The organism is Kribbella aluminosa, from assembly GCF_017876295.1.
In the GTDB taxonomy this organism is placed as follows: domain Bacteria; phylum Actinomycetota; class Actinomycetes; order Propionibacteriales; family Kribbellaceae; genus Kribbella; species Kribbella aluminosa.
In genome coordinates, this window is sequence record NZ_JAGINT010000001.1 from 1,115,245 (window position 1) to 1,132,581 (window position 17,337).

Sequence of the window (17,337 nt, forward strand, 5' to 3'; positions counted from 1 at the left end):
TTCGACTACCGTGCGCGAGCGTAACTCGCAAGTTGAGCGCCGTCGGCGCCGAAGAACTGCAGCGTGTCGCCGCTGATCGCGACCCGTTTGGCAGCCGTCAGTACGCCGGTGTGCGGCACGTTCTCGCAGCCGATCATGTGCTGCGGCCCGGCCGTCGCACTGAACGCCCCACGTTGACCGATGCTGTACGTCCCCTGCAGGCTGTTGCAGCCGTCGGAACCCGTCCAGGTGCCGTCTGCCTTGAAGACCAGCACCGGGTCGTCGGGCCGGGCCTGCTTCAGCGCCGTGAAGCCGGCCAGCTGCTGCACGCGCCAGGTGCCGGACACGGTCTGCGCGGTCACCGGCTGCGCGGACGGCGTCGTCGCGACGGACTGGGATCCGCCGGCGACCGGTGGCTGGGCAGGCTTGTTCTGCGAACCGGCCAGCCCGAAGACGGCCACGGCGACCGTACCCACCGCGACAGCGGCCGCGCCGGTGCCGATCCAGGTGCGGCGCTGTGCGCGCCGGGCGCCGGTGCTGGCGCGCTCGGTCAGGTCCGCGGTCGGCGGGACCGAGGCCGCGGCGCGTTCGAAGGTACCCCGGAGGTCGTCCTCGAGATCGGTGTTGCTCACTTCAGCCCCTCATTGACGCGGTGGGATGTTCTGGCTTTCCGTAGCGAGGCGAGTGCTCGGCTCGTGGTCGCGCGTACGGAGGACGGCTTGATGCCGAGCAGGTCGGCGATCGTCTGGTCGTCGAGGTCCTGGTAGTAACGCAGGACCAGCACGACCCGTTCACGCGCGGACAGCGTCGCCAGCGCCTGCCACAGGTCGTCGGAGACCGCGATGCCGGTGGCGTGGTCGGGCACCGTGTGCTGCGGGTCCAGGTCCGCCGTCGGGGCCTCGCTGAACGAGCGCCGCCGGGTCATCGACAGGTACTCGTTCACCAGGATCCGCCGGACGTAGTGGTGCGGGTCGTCCGCGTCGCGCACCTTCCGCCACTTGCGGAACGCCTGCATCAACGCGATCTGTGCCAGGTCCTCCGCCCGTTGGTAGTCGCCGGAGACGGTGAACCCGAGCCGCACCAGTTCCTGTCCGCGGGCGGACACGTACTCCTCGAACTCCACTCGCCACTCCCTGGCTGGGCGTACAACTCCTCACACCTATTAGACGCATCGAGTCGGCCGGCTGCTGCACCCGTTGCCGCACAGTTCGATCTCTAGGTGGTGTCTGGTGATTCCCCACCTAGTGCAGCAGGAACGTACGGACCGCCTGCCGGCCGCGGGGATCGCGCTGCACGCTGTGACCGCTGCCCGGGATGACGACCAGCTGTGCCGACCGGGCGTGGGACTGCTCCCATCTGGACCAGTCCAGTGGGCAGAACAAGTCGTTGCTCCCGTGCAGGATCAGTGTGCGCGGCAACAGCTCCTGCACCGCTGGGTACGTCGACACGCGGGCGTCCGGCCAGCGCAGGCAGCCCTGGATCATCAGCTGCTCGCGGGCGGTCGCCACGTCGTACGGGTACAGCCGCTTCGGGTCCAGGCGCCGTACCACGTCGTCGAGTGTCGCCTGGCGGTTGGGCTTGCCGGACCACGGGAAGCGGAGGTCGGAGCACAGCGTGGCCATGTGGAGTCCCGCGGAGAGCTGGTCGTAGGACAGGCCCTTGCTGGTCGTCCGTTGGAACAGCTCCTTCAGGGTGGAGTCGTCGCCGTTGCGTGCCGCGTGCAGGGCGGCTGGGATCCCCTCGAGACTCGGGTTGACGGAGTTGAGGCTCGACACGGACAGCAGCTCCATCAGGTCGGTGCCACTCACACCGTGCTGCACCAACCACGCCAGGTCCGCCACCGGGTCCGTAGTACAGGCTTGACATGCCGACCGCAGTACCGCGCTCGTCGCAGCCATCAGGTCGATGCCCATCGGGTCGAAACCCTTGTGCGGTACGACGGAGTCCAGCACGAGGGCCCGTACGCGGTCCGGGTACTTCAGGCCGTACTGCTCCGCGGTGAAGCTCCCGTACGACGTACCGTCGAGCGTCAGCCTGTCCACCTCGAGGAACTGGCGCAGCTGCTCGATGTCGTCGACGGTGTCAGGCGTGCCGTAGTACCCGACGTCGGAGCCGATCTGCTTGGCGCACTGGTCGACGGCCTCGGCGGGTGGCGTGAGGAAGTCGGAACCGCCCACAGTCTCTTGTAGCGCAGGGCAATTGAGACCGCCGGCTCCGGTACCGCGCTGGTCGAACATGACGAGCCGGTACTCACGCAGTACGTCCGGATCCACGTTGCGCCGCAGGGCCGCGAGCAGCGGTACGCCGGGCTGGCCCGGGCCGCCCGTGAGCAGCAGGAGTACGCCGCGGGGAGCGTCGACGTTGTCGGCCGCGATCACCGGGAGGTCGAGCGACGGCCCGTCGGGACGCTGGCGGTCGAGCGGGACGTGCAACGTCGTACACGTGAATCCCGCGGTGCAGGAGGTGTCCGCCGGCCGCTGGCTCGAACAGGCTGTGCATGTCAGTACCAGCGAACAGAGCAGCCGGATCGTACGCATGCACCCTCCCCTCACGCTCCGCCGTACATCTGGGAGGGTGCATGCACCGCGACCGGCACCGCAACCTGCCTCGCGGGTCGACCTCGAAAGGGACCCGCAAGACAGGCGCGGCTCGACCCCACCCGGACGGCTTCGGGGTGCGCGTCCGTGACGGGGTCAGCGAAGACCGAGCGACTTGATCAGCTCGGCAGTCACCTGGCGAGGCGCCGGCAGTACGCCGGGCTTGCCCTGCCCTTCCAGTGAGGTCGCCACCAGGCGGCGGCAGCCGAAGGCCTCGGCGGTGAACGACAGAACGCCGCGGTCGTTGTCGGTGAACCGCAGGACGTAGGTCGGCCCGAGTTCCTTGGTGCAGATGCTCGGCTTCTTCGCGACGGGTTTCGCCGCGTTCACCAGCGTGAACAGTTCGGTTGCCTGCTTGCCGGTGCGCTTCGTGGTGACGGTCGCGTAGTTCTGCCCGGTGGCCTGGGCGTCGTACTGGCAGATCGTCACGCTCACCGGGACGAACTTCGAGGTGCCGACGCCCTGGCCCCAGACCGCCTTGTCGGTGGCGGTGCGGACGGCGGTGATGGTGTTCGGGCAGTCGGTGCTCGGCTTACCGCTGGGCGTGCTGCTCGGCGTGTTGCTGGGGGTGGGCGACGGGGTGTCCGTGGGCTGGGCGGCGGGCGGGGACGAGGCGTTCTCGGTGCCGCAGGCGGCGGCGATTCCGAGCACAGCCACGACGAGCGTCGCACCGATCAGGCCCCGTGTCCGTTGTGCACTCACGACTCGGTCCTTCCGGGTTGGCAAGGGCAACATGATGGTGGACCGGAGTCTCACCCGGCGTGCCGGAACATCACGGCGGGGCGTCTATCCGGTCACGCCGCCCGATCGATCCGCAACCGAGGCACAGCTGTAACCTCCGCGCACTGGCTGCCCGACCGCCCGTACCAGCTGCCTGTGTCCCCGTGCGCCCTTAGGATGCTGTGTCGTGGGCAGGAAGAAGGCGAACGCAGAGGCCGCCGCGCAGCGGGAGTGGGAGCTCGGGATCGACTGGGCGCGCTGGCTGCTGGACGGCAACGTCCCGCAACGGCTCCAGGTGTACGGCGTCGTCCTGGAGCCGAACGAGTTCGCCTACCTGCAGACCACCGCGCAGTACTCCCGGATGTACGGCGGGAACGGGCGCTACACCACCAGTGGCGGGTTCTTCATCGGCAAGCCGGGGATGGTGCTCGGCATGATGGCCGCCAACGCCGCGGTGAACGCGAGCCGGAAGGCCGCCGCCAAGCGGGACATGCAGGCGTCCTGGCGGGACGTTCAGGAGCTTCCGGTGCTGGCCACCAATCTGCGGCTGATGTGCCACCTGCCGGCCAAGGGCTGGATGAGCTTCTACTACAGCGCGGTCCAGGAGTTCTACCCCGATACGGACAACTGGATGATCACCTTCGGCTTCCAGAACGCCGTACCGCTGCGGATCGCCGGCCTGACCACGCCCACGCTGGCTGTGCTGGCGGCGTGGTGCGTGCACGGGAACGGCCGCTGGCACGGCGAGCCGGGGATCGCATCGCTGGTCCAGGCCGCGCTCAGCCCGCGCGGACCTGTCACCACCGGCGAGGTCTCGTACGACTCCACCGCCGAACTCCAGGACGACCGTCCAGCCGACACCGGCAACGCCGACACCAGCAACACCGACACCAGCAACACCAGCAACACCGGCAACGCCGACAACGGCAACCCGGCCGGCGACACCGGGAACTACTCGACCGGAAATGCGTACGAGGACCTGATCCGCTCGAAACTCAGTCCCGAAGACCGCCGCTGACTCGGTAATCTGGACCCATGACGAGCCCGTACGAAGACGACGAGCCGCTGCTGCCAGAGCAGACCCGCGACGACGACCCGCGCAGCTGGGGCGACAACGACCTCGGCAGTGACGACGACGATCGCATCCTGAACGAGGTTCCGCCGCACCACGGATGACCACCTCGGTGCTCCTCGTCCACGGCGGCCTCTGGGACGCCATGGACGCCGATGCCTTCTGGGGTACGCCGGGCGTCACCGCCGCCGTGATCGCAGCACTCGATCCGGACGGGTCGGGGCGCGTGGAAGTGCTCGCGCCTGACCGGCCGCAGCGGGCCACCGGATGGGACCTGGAGGTCGCCGCGCTCGGTGAATACCTGGCGAAACGTTCCGGTCCGGTCAGAATCGTTGGGGCCTCCAATGGATGTACGGTCGCCGTCCTGCTGGCGACGAGGTTTCCGGACGTTGTCGACCGGCTGATGCTGGCCTGGCCGGCCACCGGCGACGACCCCGCCGGGAACGAGCGTGCCCGGGCCGGGATGATGAACCGCGGTTGTCCGGCCGATGTCGCGGACGGACTGCTCAGGGGTGGAATTCTGCGTGGGGTCCAGGACCGGGAGCTGGCGTCGCTGACCCAGACCCGGGTGGCGGTGTTGCCGTCGGTGCCGGAGAATCCGTCACATCAGCGGAAGACGGTCGACGCGTTGCTGCGCTCGATCCGGGGGAGTCATGAGCTGGCCGGGTGTCCCGAACCGCCGGTCCCCGGATTCCCGCCGTTCCTGGATCAGCTGGCGCGAACGATCGTCGAGTTCGTCAACTGAGGGGAAGAGCGTGGAGCTTCGGGGGTTCGACGACGAGTACGGGTCCAGGTCGCGGGCTGGGCCGTGAACGAGAAGGAAGTCGCATTGCTGTCCGGGCGGGTGGCCTACCCGTTCCCGGAGGAACTGCGGGCGAGCTGGCAAACGGCCGACGCGGACATCTACTCCTATCTGCTGTTCGACGACGGGCGTCCGGTCGGGTACGGCGAGGTGTGGCTGGACGACGAGGAGGACGAGGTCGAGCTCGCCCGGATCATCGTGGACCCGGCGGTCCGCGGCCGTGGCTTCGGCGGTGAACTCGTTCGGGCACTGCTCGGGCCGGCGCTGGACGCCGGGTACTCGGAGGTGTTCCTGCGGGTCCGTCCGGAGAACGCTCCGGCGATCCGCGCCTACCACCGCAGCGGCTTCGTCGATGTCCCCGCCGCGCTGATGGAGGAGTGGAACGACGGCCAGCCGGTCCCGTACCGCTGGATGCGGTACGCCGGTCAGCAGGTGGGTGCCGGCGAGCTCAGGGGCTGAGGATGGTGCACCCACCTGCGGGCGGCAGGTCTTACTGACGGGCGCGCAGAAGGTCCCGGATCTCGGTCAGCAGCGCCTGGTCGGCGGTCAGCGGCTCCGGCTCCTGACCGCGGCTGCGACGCTCCGCCAGCTTGTTCAGCGGCATCACGATGAAGAAGTAGACCGCCGCGGCGACGAACAGGAAGTTCAACGCGGCCTGCACGATGTTGCCGATGTGGAACTCGGCACCGTTGATCTTGAAGAAGAACAGCGCGCTGGCGTCCGCCTTGCCGAAGATGGCCGCGATCAACGGGTTGATGAAGTTGGCGACGACAGCCGTGACGATCGAGCCGAACGCCGCGCCGATGACGACGGCGACCGCGAGGTCGACGACGTTCCCACGCATGATGAATTCCTTGAAGCCCTTGAGCATGTGGTGCCTCCACGAAGCGGGTGGTTGTACCCGGACAAGGTAGGACCGCAAGGTCGTCCGCGCGAGGGACCGCGCCGCACGGCAACGCATCGTGCTGCCGCAAGTTCACACCGTGATCATCCCGTGTCCGGCGCCAGCGCCACGGTGATTCGGGAATTCGTACTGGCCTGGGCCAGTCGGGTTGCGACGTCGGGTGCGGTCGCGACCACGATCAGCGCCCCCGACGTACTCGATCGGGGCGCCGGCAGTGCGACCACGGGAACGGAGGCGGCGAGCAGCCGGGCGGCGTCTGCGTTCGTGCTGCCGGCGGCGTAGAGGTTCAGGTGGTCGCCGACGCGTAGCAACGTGGTGATGTCGGCATCGTCGATGTGGAACGGGTAGGCGACCGACCCGGACGGCACGGCAGGTGGCGCCAGGAAGCGGGCGTCGGTGAGCGGCTCGCCGGCTCTGACAGGACCGGTGAGCACACGGGTGGTCAGCTCACTGCCGGGTCTGAGCGCCCCGGCGGGCACGGCGCCCGGAGGCAGCTCGACGGTTCGTAGGTCGGCACGTGCGGGTGCGGCGCCGCCGGTGAGGTCGCGCGCGGCGGCCAGCACCTTGACCCTCGGCGGTGGCGCGGGGGAGAGGGCGAGGAGCCCGAAGTACACAGCGGCTGCAGCGGTGGCGCCGGCCAGTAGCCGACGGTGCCACCGGGCGGCGCGGAGCAGGTCACGAAACAGCGAGGAGATATTCATGCCGGAGAAGGTACGAGTTTCGCCGGCACCCGCCGTTCAGTTATCCACAGGCAGTGCTCGAGCGGGGTCAGGCCGCGCTGGTCCCCGAGGAAGACGAGCCGCTCGATGACGAGCCCGACGACGAGGATCCCGACGTACCGGAGGAGGAGCTGGAGGAGCTCGACGAGCCGGTGGACGACGAGTCGGACGACTTCGAGCCCGAAGCGGACGAGTCGGCCTTGGCCGGCACCGAGCCCGTGCCGGAGGACCGGCTGTCGTTGCGGTAGAACCCGGAGCCCTTGAACACCACGCCCACGGCGTTGAAGACCTTGCGCAGGTTCCCCTGGCAGTTCGGGCACACGGTCAGTGCGTCGTCCGTGAAGCTCTGGCGCGCCTCGAGCGATTCGCCACAGTCAGTGCACTGGTACTGGTACGTCGGCACGGTCGGTTCCCTTCAAGCCGCTGGCACTCCTACTACCCGACTGCTAATAATGCGCCAGGCGGCCGAAGTATTCCAAACCCGCCATTACTTACCTCAACTCTGCGTCCATGTCCAGCGAACGCAGAGCAACGCAAAGTTGTGAGGCACCCCATTTGGGGTGGACGCCCGGATTCTCTACGGTTGGTCCGTGCGTCGCCTGCTTCGAGTCGTCATCATCAGCGGAATCGCCCTCACCACGGTCCTCCTGGTGATCGCGGGTACCGCCGTCTACGTTGTCCGCCACTCGTTCCCGACGTACGACGGAACGATCGACCTGGAGGGACTCGACGGTGACGTGAACGTGGTCCGGGACGCCAACGGCATCCCGCAGATCTACGCCGACACCCCGGCGGACCTGTTCTCCGCGCAGGGCTACGTCGCCGCGCAGGACCGGTTCTTCGAGATGGACTTCCGCCGGCACGTCACGGCGGGCCGGCTGAGCGAGCTGTTCGGCAAGACGGCGCTCGAGACCGACAAGTTCGTCCGGACCCTCGGCTGGCGGCGGACCGCGGAGAAGGAGCTGCCGCTGCTCAGCCCGAGCACCCGGCAGTACCTCGACGACTACGCCCGCGGCGTCAACGCGTACCTCTCCACGCACAGCGGCTCCGGACTCAGCCTGGAGTACGGCGTCCTCTCGCTGCAGCCCGGCGGTCCGAAGAACTACAGGCCGGAGCCGTGGACGGCGGCCGACTCGCTCTCCTGGCTGAAGGCGATGGCCTGGGACCTGGGCGGCAACCTGGACGAGGAGATCACCCGCACCAAGCTGCTCGCGGCGTTCCCGGCGCGCAACATCGAGAGCCTCTACCCGCAGTACCCCTACGACCGGAACCAGCCGATCATGTCGGCCGGCTCGGTCGGCAAGAACGGAAAGTTCAGCGCTTCCCCGGTCAGCACCGAGGTCCGGCGGAGCATGCTCACCCAGGACCTGCTCAAGTCGCTGGACTCGGTGCAGAGCGTCGCCAAGGGCCTGCCCGAGCTCCTCGGTCAGGGTGACGGCGTCGGCTCCAACTCCTGGGTGGTGTCCGGCGACCACACCACCACCGGCAAGCCGCTGCTGGCGAACGACCCGCACCTGGGCGCCACCATGCCGGGTATCTGGACTCAGGTCGGCCTGCACTGCAACAAAGTCGGCAAAGCCTGCCCGTTCGACGTCTCCGGCTTCAGCTTCTCCGGCCTGCCCGGTGTGGTGATCGGCCACAACAACGCGATCTCCTGGGGCTTCACCAACCTCGACCCTGACGTCCAGGACCTGTACCTGGAGCGCGTCAACGGCAACAACGTCCTCTACAACAACAAGTGGCGCCCGATGGCCACCCGCGAGGAGACGTTCAAGGTGGCCGGCGAGGACAAGCCGGTGAAGATCACCGTCCGCGAGACCCGGCACGGCCCGTTGATCTCGGACGCCGGCGCGGACGAGCACAAGGTCGGCGAGCTGGCCGCCTCCCAGGCGAAGTACCCGAAGGCGTACGGCGTCGCCCTGCAGTGGACCGCGCTGAACCCGGGCAAGACGGCCGACGCGCTGTTCGCGATCAACACCGCCCAGAACTGGACCCAGTTCCGGGCCGCCGCTTCACAGTTCCAGGTGCCCTCGCAGAACCTGGTGTACGCCGACACCGACGGCCACATCGGCTACCAGGCGCCCGGGCTGGTGCCGATCCGCTCGGTCGGCCGCGGTGACTGGCCGGTGCCGGGCTGGGACCCGAAGTACTACTGGAAGGGCTACATTCCCTTCGACGCGCTGCCGACCGAGCTCGATCCACCGAGCGGGATCATCGTCACCGCCAACCAGGCCGTGGTACCGAGCACGTACTCGTACTACCTGACCAACTCCTGGGACTACGGGTACCGAAGTCAGCAGATCCTGGACCGGATCAAGGCCGCCGGGAAGCTGGACGTGAACGCGATGGCGTCGATCCAGCTGGACACCAAGAACAAGGCCGCCGAGATGCTGGTGCCGTACCTGCTGCGGATCAGCATCAACGACACTTTCGACCGGCAGGGCCAGGACACCCTGCGGAACTGGGACTTCACCCAGCCGCCGGACTCCGCGGCCGCGGCGTACTTCAACGTCGTCTGGCGCAACCTGCTCGCGCTGACCTTCCACGACCAGCTCCCCGAAGGCACCTGGCCGGACGGCGGCTCCCGCTGGTTCGAGGTGATCCACACGCTGCTCGGCCAGCCGAACAGCGGCTGGTGGGACGACATCCGGACCCCGCAGCGGGAAACCCGGGACGACATCCTCCGTGAGGCGCTGGTGAACGCCCGCACCGAGATCACCCAGAAGATGGCGCGTGAGCCCGCCAACTGGCAGTGGGGCCGGCTGCACAAGCTCACGCTCACCAACCAGTCCCTGGGGAGCGCGGGCAGCCCTGGTTTCGTGCGGCGGATCTTCAACCGTGGCCCGTACGAGCTCGGCGGCGGTACGTCGATCGTCGACGCCACGTCCTGGGACGCCTCCGTGGGGTACGACGTGACGTCGACGCCGTCGATGCGGATGGTCGTCGACCTGTCGGACTTCGACAAGTCCCGCTGGATCAACCTGACCGGTATCTCCGGGCACGCGTTCTCGTCCAACTACACCGACCAGACCGACCTGTGGGTCAAGGGCGAGACCCTGCCGTGGGCCTACACGAAGGGCGCGGTCGAGGCCACCCGCCAGCATTCCCTGACCTTCACGAAGCCGGACCGTTAGCGACTACCAGGCGGGCGCACTGGCCTCGGCGAACAGCTCCTCCGGCCAGGTCCAGAGCGCCCGCTGGGTCAGCAGGATCGAGATGGTCCCGTCAGCGGTCGTCGACCACAGGGTGCCCAGCCCACCGGCCCAGCCGTACCGCCCGTCGTCGCCAACGGACACCCCGTAGCCCCAGCCGGTGTCCGGGCCGAGGAAGTCGAGGGACCCAGCTCGCTGTACCGGTGTGAGCTGGTCGGTGGTCATCTCGGCTACCGCCTCCCGCGACAGCAGGTCGCCGCTCTCCAGCATCCGGGTGAACGCGTGGAAGTCGTCCACCGTCGAGATCAGCCCACCCGCAGCGTCCGGGAACGACGGCGGCGTCAGCCACTGGCTCTCGGCCGCCGTGTCGAGCACGTCGTCCCCGACGTACGCCGTGGTGAGCCGAGCAGGATCCGCCGCGGTGAACCCGGTGTCACGCATTCCCAGCGGCTCGAACAGCCGCTCGCGCAGGAACTCCTCCAGCGGCTGACCCGAGACCCGTGAGATGAGTACGCCGAGCAGATGCGAGCCCGTGGCGTACAGCCAATGCTCACCCGGCTGGTACTGCAGCGGTAGCGTCCCGAGCCGCCGCATCCACTCGTCCGGCTCCAGGTCCGTCCGCGGGATAGGTGGCCCGAACGTCCGTACGCCGAGCTCCTCCTCAGCCTGCCGCAGCCCCGGGTTGCCGGACTCACCCAGACCGAGCCGGAACGTCAGCAGGTCCCGCACCGTGATCGCCCGCTCAGCCGGCACCGTGTCGTCGACCGGCCCGTCCGGTTCTCGCAGTACGACGGGATTCGCGAGCTCGGGCAGTACGTCGGCGGCAGGCGCGTCCAGCGACAGTTGGAGGTCGTCGACGAGGAGCATGGTCGCCGCTGCGGTGATCGGCTTCGTGAACGACGACACCCGGAACAGGCTGTCCCGCTCGAGGTCCGGCCCGTCGTACGCCGTCCGGCCGTGGACTTGGAGGTGTGTCTCGTCGCCACGGCTCACCAGGCTGATCAGACCGGGTACGACGCCGTTGTCGACGTAGGTGTTCAGCATCAGCCCAGTCCAGCAGCGAACGGCCTGTCGCGCCACTGTCTCAGTCATCCCCTGATGTGCGCAGGGGGATCAACCGGTTAGGTGTGAGCGCTGCGTCCACCGGGCGATCGTGGGAGTCGGACGGGAGCGTGTCGACGACCTCTGTGTCGTACACGGCGGCCCACACCGGCGTACCGGGACGTACGCGGGCGAGGGCCCGGTCGTACGAGCCGCCGCCTCGTCCCAGCCGTACGCCGTCGTAAGCGACCGCCACGGCCGGGCAGATGACCAGGTCGGCGGTGGCGATGGCGCCGGAGCCCAGGTCGACCGGCGGCTCCGACAGGCCGAGCCGCCCGGGCACCAGGTCCGCCGCGCCAGGGGCAACGCCCCAGCCCAGGTCGTTGTCGGCGTACAGGATCGGCAGCAGCACCTCGCGTTGTGTCGCGAGCAGCCAGTCGATCAGCGCACCGGTCTGCGGCTCAGGCCCCATGGACACGTACAGCGCGATCCGGTACACGGCCGGCAGCACCTGTTGGACGCTCGCCAGCAGTCCCTCCGCGTGGTGCCGTGCACCCCGCGCCTCCAGGAACTGCTGCCGCGCCACAGCCTTCGTCAAGAACACCTTCTGATCGTATGAGCGTGACGCGGGCAACACTGGGATTACCGGCTGTCCCCTAGGGTTGGTGCATGGGTGAGGTGGGTCTCAGACAAGCGCAGGAGAAAATGCGCGCGGCCGGTGCGGCCGACGTTGCAATACGCGTCTTCACGCACTATTACCGGCTGCTCGAGTCCGGGCACCAGGGCAAGATCCCCGAGGACGACATCGAGCCGGTCGGTGACCTGCCGCACCTGGACCATCTGGACACCGACCCGGACGCGCGCCGCGCAGCGCTCGCCGAGACGGTGGTGATCAAGCTCAACGGCGGCCTCGGTACGTCGATGGGCGTCACCGGCCCGAAGTCCGCGCTGCCGGTGAAGGACGGGCTGAGCTTCCTGGACATCATCGCCCGGCAGATCCTCGGGACCCGGCGTGCGTACGACGTACCGCTGCCGCTGGTGCTGATGAACTCGTTCCGCACCAAGACCGAGTCGCTGCGGATCCTCGGCGAGTACGACGGGCTGGCGATCGACGGCCTGCCGCTCGACTTCCTGCAGAACATGGAGCCGAAGCTGCTCGCCGACGACCTGACGCCGGCCGAGTGGGAGCCGGACCCGGAGCTCGCCTGGTGCCCGCCCGGCCACGGCGACCTGTTCACCGCGCTGGTTGCCTCCGGCACCCTCGACGCGCTCCGCGAGCACGGCTTCCGGCATGCGTTCATCTCGAACGCCGACAACCTGGGCGCCACCCCGGACCCGCGGATCGCGGCCTGGATGGCGGAACATTCCGTACCGTTCGGTATGGAGGTCTGCCGACGGACCAGGTCCGACCGCAAGGGCGGGCACGTCGCGGTCCGCAAGTCCGACGGGCGCCTGATCCTGCGGGACAGCGCGCAGGTCGCCGACGAGGACACGCAGTACTTCCAGGACATCAGCCGGCACAAGATGTTCAACACCAACAACCTGTGGATCGACCTGGACCGGCTGGCCGACCTGATGGCCGGGCACGACGGCATCCTCGGGCTGCCGATCATGGTGAACCGGAAGACCGTCGACCCGGCCGACCCGTCGTCGCCGAAGGTGATCCAGCTGGAGACCGGGATGGGTACCGCGATCGAGACCTTCGAGGGGTCCCAGGCGGTGATCGTGGACCGCAGCCGGTTCAAGCCGGTGAAGACCACGAACGACCTGCTCGTCCTGCGCTCGGACGTCTACGAGCTGGACGAGGCCGGTGAGCTGACCACGAAGCACGAGGGTGACGAGCCGTACGTCGACCTGGACCCGGAGTACTTCCGGATCCTCGCCGACTTCGAGGCACGGTTCCCGGCGGGGCCGCCGTCGCTGGTCGCCGCCGACCGGCTGGCGGTCCGCGGTGACGTTGCCTTCGGCAAGGACGTGACGGTGGTCGGGGACGTCGAGGTGACCGCGCCGGCCGGCGAGCGCCGGGTGATCCCGGACGGAACCGAGCTGCGTTGACCGACGACCTCCTGGTCCGTCCGCTGGAGCCGTCCGACACCGCCGGGGCCGCCGCCGTCTGGTGGCGGTCACGGCACGCCGACGGGTCCCAGCTGCCGCCGGCGATCCACACCGCGGAGCAGGTCGCCGGCTGGTTCGCCGACGTACTGCTGCCGGACGGGGGCACCTGGGTGGCGCTCGACGAGGACCGGATCGTCGCGGTCCTCACCCTCGACGGCGACGACCTCGACCAGCTGTACGTCGCCCCGGAGGCGGCCGGGCGGCGGATCGGCTCGGTCCTGGTCGACCTGGCGAAGGACCTCCGCCCCGGCGGGCTGGCGCTGTGGACGTTCCAGACCAACCTGCGCGCCCAGTCCTTCTACCGGCAGCACGGCTTCCACGAGGTACGCCGTACCGACGGCTCGGCCAACGAGGAACACGCGCCGGACGTCCGCATGGTCTGGGGCAAACATCCGGAATCGGACCTCACCTAGAACCACACCGGACTTCTTCACGCACCCTCCCGGACGATCGCAGGAAACGGCGGTTTGGTGGATTAGGGTCGAGCACGTGAGACGAAGTGTGGATGAGCATCTGGAGGCCGTACTCGGACGGGTGACGGCCCTGCCGGCGTTCGATCAGCCGTTGATGGACGCGGTCGGGCTGATGCTCTGCGAGGACATCGTCTCGGGGGTGAGCCTGCCGGGGTTCGACAACTCGGCCATGGACGGGTACGCCGTGCAGGCCGCGGACCTGGCCGGTGCCTCGGACGAGAACCCGATCAGCCTGCCGGTGGTCGGGGAGTTCCGGGCCGGGCGCAGCGAGCCGATCGTGGTCACCCCTGGGACCTGTGTGCGGATCATGACCGGTGCACCGATGCCGCGCGGCGCGGACAGCGTCGTGCCGGTCGAGTGGACCGACGGCGGGACCGTCACGGTCCGGATCACCCAGCAGCCGCCGGTCGGCGGTTCGGTGCGGTATGCGGGCGAGGACGTGACGGCCGGGGTGCAGGTGCTCGACCGGGACACGGTCCTCGGCCCACGGCAGATCGCGGTGCTGGCGGCGGTCGGCCGGGCCCGGGTGAAGGCGCGGCCGCGGCCGCGGGTGGTGGTGATCTCGACCGGAGCCGAGCTGCGCGAGCCGGGCAGCCGGCTGGGCGACGGGCAGATCTACGACTCGAACAGCTACACCCTGGCGGCGTGCGCCCGGGACGCCGGCGCGGTGGCGTACCGGGTCGGCATCGTCGACGACGACCCGAAACGGATCATGGACACGCTCTCCGACCAGCTGGTGCGGGCCGACCTGGTGATCACCACCGGCGGCGTCAGCATGGGGGCGTACGACATCGTCAAGGAGGAGCTCTCCAAGCTCGGCACCGTGGACTTCCCGCAGGTCGCGATGCAGCCCGGGAAGCCGCAGGGGTTCGGGGTGATCGGCGACGACGAGGTGCCGATCTTCACGCTGCCCGGCAACCCGGTCTCGGCGTACATCTCGTTCGAGGTTTTCGTCCGGCCCGCGCTGCGCAAGATGATGGGGCAGATGCCGTACCGGCGGACGCTGGTCCCCGGGGTCACGCTCGACGGGTTCAGCTCACCGGCGGGGCGGCGGCAGTTCGTCCGTGCCGCGGCCACCTCAGGCGACGAGGGCTGGATGGCCAGTACAGTCGGCGGGCACGGCTCCCACCTGCTGGGCGGGCTGAGCCGGGCGAACGCACTGATCGTGGTGCCGGAGGACGTGACGTCGGTCCGGTCCGGCGATCAAGTGGAGCTGATGCTGCTAGGGGGTGAGACCGGATGACGCACGACCCGGGTGCGACCGGTACGCCGGGGCCTGGCGGGCTGACCCATGTCGACGAGACCGGGGCGGCGCGGATGGTGGACGTGTCCGCGAAGGACGCCGGCGCCCGCCGGGCCGTTGCCAGCGGCAAGGTTTTCGTCTCCGCCGAGGTGGTGACGGCGCTGCGCGGTGACGGCGTGCCGAAGGGCGACGCGCTCGGCGTCGCCCGGATCGCCGGGATCATGGGCGCGAAGCGCACCCCGGACCTGGTGCCGCTCTGCCATCCGATCGCGATCACCGGCGCCAAGGTCGACCTGGAGGTCGCGGACGACGCAGTACTGATCCGCGCCCAGGTGAAGACCACCGACAGGACCGGCGTCGAGATGGAGGCGCTGACGGCGGTCGCGGTCGCCGGGCTCGCGATCATCGACATGGTGAAGGCGCTGGACCCGGCCGCCGTGCTGTCCGACGTACGGGTGGAGCTGAAAGAAGGCGGCAAGACCGGGCACTGGGAGCGGTCGTGAGAGCCCTCGTCGTCAGCATCTCGAACCGCGCCGCGGCCGGGGTGTACACCGACACGACCGGTCCGCTGATCGCAGCACGCCTGGCTGACTGGGGTTTCGACGTGTCAGGCCCAGACGTCGTCCCGGACGGTGCGCCCGTCGGTAAGGCATTGCGGGCCGCTGTCGAGGCGTCGTACGACGTGGTGCTGACGACAGGCGGTACGGGGATCTCGCCGACCGACGAGACACCCGAGCAGACGGCGGCCGTGCTGACGAAGGTCGTGCCGGGGATCGCGGAAGCCATCAGGGCCTACGGCATCGCGAACGGCGTACCGACGGCAGCACTGTCCCGCGGCCTTGCCGGAATCGCCGGTACTACGGTCATCGTCAACCTGCCCGGTTCACGGGGCGGCGTGAAGGACGGGCTCGCCGTACTGGAACCGCTGCTGCGACACGCCGTCGAGCAGGTGCACGGTGGGGACCACCTGCGGACGGACACCGACTGATGGCGATCGTGCAATGGCCGGTCGAGCTGAAGCACGGGCAGGTCGGCCTCCGACCGCTGCGCGCCGGCGACGGCGGCGAATGGGCCGCGGCACGCCAGCGGAACGTCAGCTGGCTACGACCGTGGGACGCGACCCAACCACCAGGCGCAGAGGACGGCGCGCGCACCTTCCGCGCGATGGCCCGCGACTGGAACCGGCAGGCCCGCTTCGGGCGGATGCTCCCGTTCGTCATCACGTACGGCGGTGCGGCCGGCGCCGGCGCCCGCGCGAAATGGCCGCTGGTCGGACAGCTCACGGTGTCCGGAATCACCTACGGCTCTGCCCGTTGGGCGAACCTCGGCTACTGGGTCGACGAGCAGTACGCCGGTCGCGGCATCGTGCCGACCGCCGTCGCGATGGCCGCCGACCACTGCTGGTTCACCCTTGGTCTGCACAGGATCGAGGTCGCGATCCGCCCGGAGAACAAGGCAAGTCTGCGGGTGGTGGAGAAGCTCGGCTTCCGGTACGAGGGCGAGCGGCCGCGGTTCCTGCACATCGACGGTGATTGGCGCGACCACCGGATCTTTGCCCTCAATATCGAGGACGTAGGACCCGGTCTCGTAGCGCGACTGCGCTGACTACGCTGCGTGCTATTCACATCAGTCACACGAGTCTTCTTGCGACACACCGTGCCACGTACCTGATCTGGCCCCCGCCGCGCCTTAGCGTCGTCGCATGGGGACGACAGGACTGATCTATGTGGCGATCGTCGCCGCGTGGGCTGCCTATCTCGTCCCGATGTGGCTGAAGCGCGGTGACGAAGCCCGGCGCAAGCCGGTCGTGCCGTCCTCCGACGAAGCCCGGGTGCTGTCCCGCGATCCGTCCCGACCGCGGTACGTCGTACGCCCGGCCGCAGCCCCCGCGGCCGGCGACCCGTCGCCGCCCAAGCGCTACATCCCGAACCGAGCCCGCCGGGTGGCCGCGATGCGCCGTCGGCGGGTGCTGTCGATCCTGACTCTTTCGCTGCTGTCCGTCGTCGCGCTCGCCGGCCTGTCGATCCTGCCGTGGTGGACCGTCGCGGTGCCCGGGGCAATGATCGCCGGATTCGTCGTCCTCACCCGGGTGCAGCTGCGGCGGCAGGCCCGCGCCCGTGCAGCGATCGCGGCGGACCGACGTACCTGGATCCGCGCCCAGCACGACCGCGGACCCGCCGGCAAGCCCGCGCCGGCCCCCGACGACGAGATGACCGTCGAGGTCGAGCTCCCCGCGGAACCCGCCCCCGCTCCCGCTCCGGCAGCGAAGAAAGAGCCGGCCGCGGAGGGCCTGTGGGACCCCGTGCCGGTGACGCTGCCGACGTACGTCATGAAGGAGAAGGCACCCGACCGTACGGTCCGGACCATCTCGCTCACCGACGACGAAGTGTTCTCCAGCGCCCGCACCACCGACCCCGCGGAGAAGCCCGCCAGCACCGAAACCCCGGCCCCCAGGCCGATCGCCGAACCAGAGGTGAAACGCGCCGTCGGCGACTGATATCCAGTTTTAGATCGCGGGGC

The 17,337-nt window shown here is 69.2% G+C and carries 21 protein-coding genes; 12 read left to right on the plus strand and 9 right to left on the minus strand.

The features are described 5' to 3' along the window. Window positions 1-5: 5 nt before the first annotated feature. From JOF29_RS42730 to JOF29_RS05540, 4 genes are all read right to left on the minus strand, one after another. Window positions 6-611 carry an META domain-containing protein gene (locus JOF29_RS42730; RefSeq protein WP_209693148.1) on the minus strand — a complete coding sequence of 202 codons (606 nt, stop codon included), beginning with the start codon at window positions 609-611 and terminating at the stop codon, window positions 6-8. Further along, a complete protein-coding gene (locus JOF29_RS05530) occupies window positions 608-1,102 on the minus strand; it encodes a SigE family RNA polymerase sigma factor (RefSeq protein WP_209693149.1) in 495 nt (164 codons plus the stop codon). The genes JOF29_RS42730 and JOF29_RS05530 overlap by 4 nt, the downstream gene beginning before the upstream one ends. 118 nt (window positions 1,103-1,220) lie before the next feature. Next, entirely contained in the window at window positions 1,221-2,516 is a 1,296-nt protein-coding gene (locus JOF29_RS05535; protein ID WP_209693150.1) for an alpha/beta hydrolase, read from the minus strand. A gap of 156 nt (window positions 2,517-2,672) precedes the next feature. Continuing rightward, window positions 2,673-3,278 carry a hypothetical protein gene (locus tag JOF29_RS05540; RefSeq protein WP_307863161.1) on the minus strand — a complete coding sequence of 202 codons (606 nt, stop codon included), beginning with the start codon at window positions 3,276-3,278 and terminating at the stop codon, window positions 2,673-2,675. A gap of 205 nt (window positions 3,279-3,483) precedes the next feature. On the opposite strand from JOF29_RS05540, the gene JOF29_RS05545 reads away from it, so the two are divergent. The 4 genes from JOF29_RS05545 to JOF29_RS05560 all read left to right on the plus strand — a co-directional run bounded on the left by JOF29_RS05545 (window position 3,484) and on the right by JOF29_RS05560 (window position 5,629). Further along, window positions 3,484-4,314 carry a hypothetical protein gene (locus tag JOF29_RS05545; protein ID WP_209693151.1) on the plus strand — a complete coding sequence of 277 codons (831 nt, stop codon included), beginning with the start codon at window positions 3,484-3,486 and terminating at the stop codon, window positions 4,312-4,314. 17 nt (window positions 4,315-4,331) lie between these two features. Then, the gene (locus JOF29_RS05550; protein WP_209693152.1) at window positions 4,332-4,472 is read left to right on the plus strand and encodes a hypothetical protein; all 141 of its coding nucleotides are present in this window, start codon (window positions 4,332-4,334) and stop codon (window positions 4,470-4,472) included. Continuing rightward, window positions 4,469-5,113, plus strand: coding sequence for an alpha/beta fold hydrolase (locus JOF29_RS05555; protein WP_209693153.1), 645 nt, complete (start codon window positions 4,469-4,471; stop codon window positions 5,111-5,113). The genes JOF29_RS05550 and JOF29_RS05555 overlap by 4 nt, the downstream gene beginning before the upstream one ends. Before the next feature lie 63 nt (window positions 5,114-5,176). Next, window positions 5,177-5,629, plus strand: a complete 453-nt coding sequence (locus JOF29_RS05560; protein ID WP_307863162.1) for a GNAT family N-acetyltransferase — start codon at window positions 5,177-5,179, stop codon at window positions 5,627-5,629. Window positions 5,630-5,660: 31 nt separating this feature from the next. Here the strand turns inward: JOF29_RS05560 and mscL are convergent, their stop codons facing one another. The 3 genes from mscL to JOF29_RS05575 all read right to left on the minus strand — a co-directional run bounded on the left by mscL (window position 5,661) and on the right by JOF29_RS05575 (window position 7,196). Next, on the minus strand, window positions 5,661-6,041 hold the full coding sequence (gene mscL / locus JOF29_RS05565; protein WP_209693154.1) for a large conductance mechanosensitive channel protein MscL: 381 nt from the start codon (window positions 6,039-6,041) through the stop codon (window positions 5,661-5,663). 116 nt (window positions 6,042-6,157) lie between these two features. Further along, window positions 6,158-6,775, minus strand: a complete 618-nt coding sequence (locus tag JOF29_RS05570) for an SAF domain-containing protein (RefSeq protein WP_245357456.1) — start codon at window positions 6,773-6,775, stop codon at window positions 6,158-6,160. A gap of 67 nt (window positions 6,776-6,842) precedes the next feature. Continuing rightward, window positions 6,843-7,196, minus strand: a complete 354-nt coding sequence (locus JOF29_RS05575; RefSeq protein ID WP_209693155.1) for an FmdB family zinc ribbon protein — start codon at window positions 7,194-7,196, stop codon at window positions 6,843-6,845. A 187-nt stretch (window positions 7,197-7,383) separates the two neighbouring features. Here JOF29_RS05575 and JOF29_RS05580 point away from each other — a divergent pair, with 187 nt between their 5' ends. Further along, window positions 7,384-9,927 carry a penicillin acylase family protein gene (locus JOF29_RS05580; protein ID WP_209693156.1) on the plus strand — a complete coding sequence of 848 codons (2,544 nt, stop codon included), beginning with the start codon at window positions 7,384-7,386 and terminating at the stop codon, window positions 9,925-9,927. 3 nt (window positions 9,928-9,930) lie between these two features. Here the strand turns inward: JOF29_RS05580 and JOF29_RS05585 are convergent, their stop codons facing one another. Together JOF29_RS05585 and JOF29_RS05590 are read right to left on the minus strand one after the other, a co-directional pair. Next, window positions 9,931-11,037: a serine hydrolase domain-containing protein gene (locus tag JOF29_RS05585; RefSeq protein WP_245357457.1), complete on the minus strand. Its 1,107-nt coding sequence runs from the start codon at window positions 11,035-11,037 to the stop codon at window positions 9,931-9,933. Continuing rightward, a complete protein-coding gene (locus tag JOF29_RS05590; RefSeq protein ID WP_209693157.1) occupies window positions 11,030-11,590 on the minus strand; it encodes a 5-formyltetrahydrofolate cyclo-ligase in 561 nt (186 codons plus the stop codon). The genes JOF29_RS05585 and JOF29_RS05590 overlap by 8 nt, the downstream gene beginning before the upstream one ends. A gap of 65 nt (window positions 11,591-11,655) precedes the next feature. Between JOF29_RS05590 and JOF29_RS05595 the strand changes: the two genes are divergently transcribed. From JOF29_RS05595 to sepX, 7 genes are all read left to right on the plus strand, one after another. Next, on the plus strand, window positions 11,656-13,041 hold the full coding sequence (locus JOF29_RS05595) for a UTP--glucose-1-phosphate uridylyltransferase (RefSeq protein ID WP_209693158.1): 1,386 nt from the start codon (window positions 11,656-11,658) through the stop codon (window positions 13,039-13,041). After that, a complete protein-coding gene (locus JOF29_RS05600; protein WP_209693159.1) occupies window positions 13,038-13,514 on the plus strand; it encodes a GNAT family N-acetyltransferase in 477 nt (158 codons plus the stop codon). The genes JOF29_RS05595 and JOF29_RS05600 overlap by 4 nt, the downstream gene beginning before the upstream one ends. A 76-nt stretch (window positions 13,515-13,590) precedes the next feature. Continuing rightward, window positions 13,591-14,817, plus strand: a complete 1,227-nt coding sequence (gene glp, locus JOF29_RS05605; protein WP_209693160.1) for a molybdotransferase-like divisome protein Glp — start codon at window positions 13,591-13,593, stop codon at window positions 14,815-14,817. Beyond that, complete coding sequence (gene moaC, locus JOF29_RS05610) at window positions 14,814-15,320, plus strand: cyclic pyranopterin monophosphate synthase MoaC (RefSeq protein ID WP_209693161.1); 507 nt, start codon at window positions 14,814-14,816, stop codon at window positions 15,318-15,320. The genes glp and moaC overlap by 4 nt, the downstream gene beginning before the upstream one ends. Beyond that, window positions 15,317-15,805 (plus strand): MogA/MoaB family molybdenum cofactor biosynthesis protein, encoded by a 489-nt coding sequence (locus JOF29_RS05615; protein ID WP_209693162.1) that lies wholly within the window; start codon window positions 15,317-15,319, stop codon window positions 15,803-15,805. Before moaC ends, JOF29_RS05615 begins: the two co-directional genes overlap by 4 nt. After that, entirely contained in the window at window positions 15,805-16,422 is a 618-nt protein-coding gene (locus JOF29_RS05620) for a GNAT family N-acetyltransferase (RefSeq protein WP_209693163.1), read from the plus strand. Before JOF29_RS05615 ends, JOF29_RS05620 begins: the two co-directional genes overlap by 1 nt. Before the next feature lie 97 nt (window positions 16,423-16,519). Beyond that, entirely contained in the window at window positions 16,520-17,314 is a 795-nt protein-coding gene (gene sepX, locus JOF29_RS05625; RefSeq protein WP_209693164.1) for a divisome protein SepX/GlpR, read from the plus strand. Window positions 17,315-17,337 lie beyond the last annotated feature (23 nt).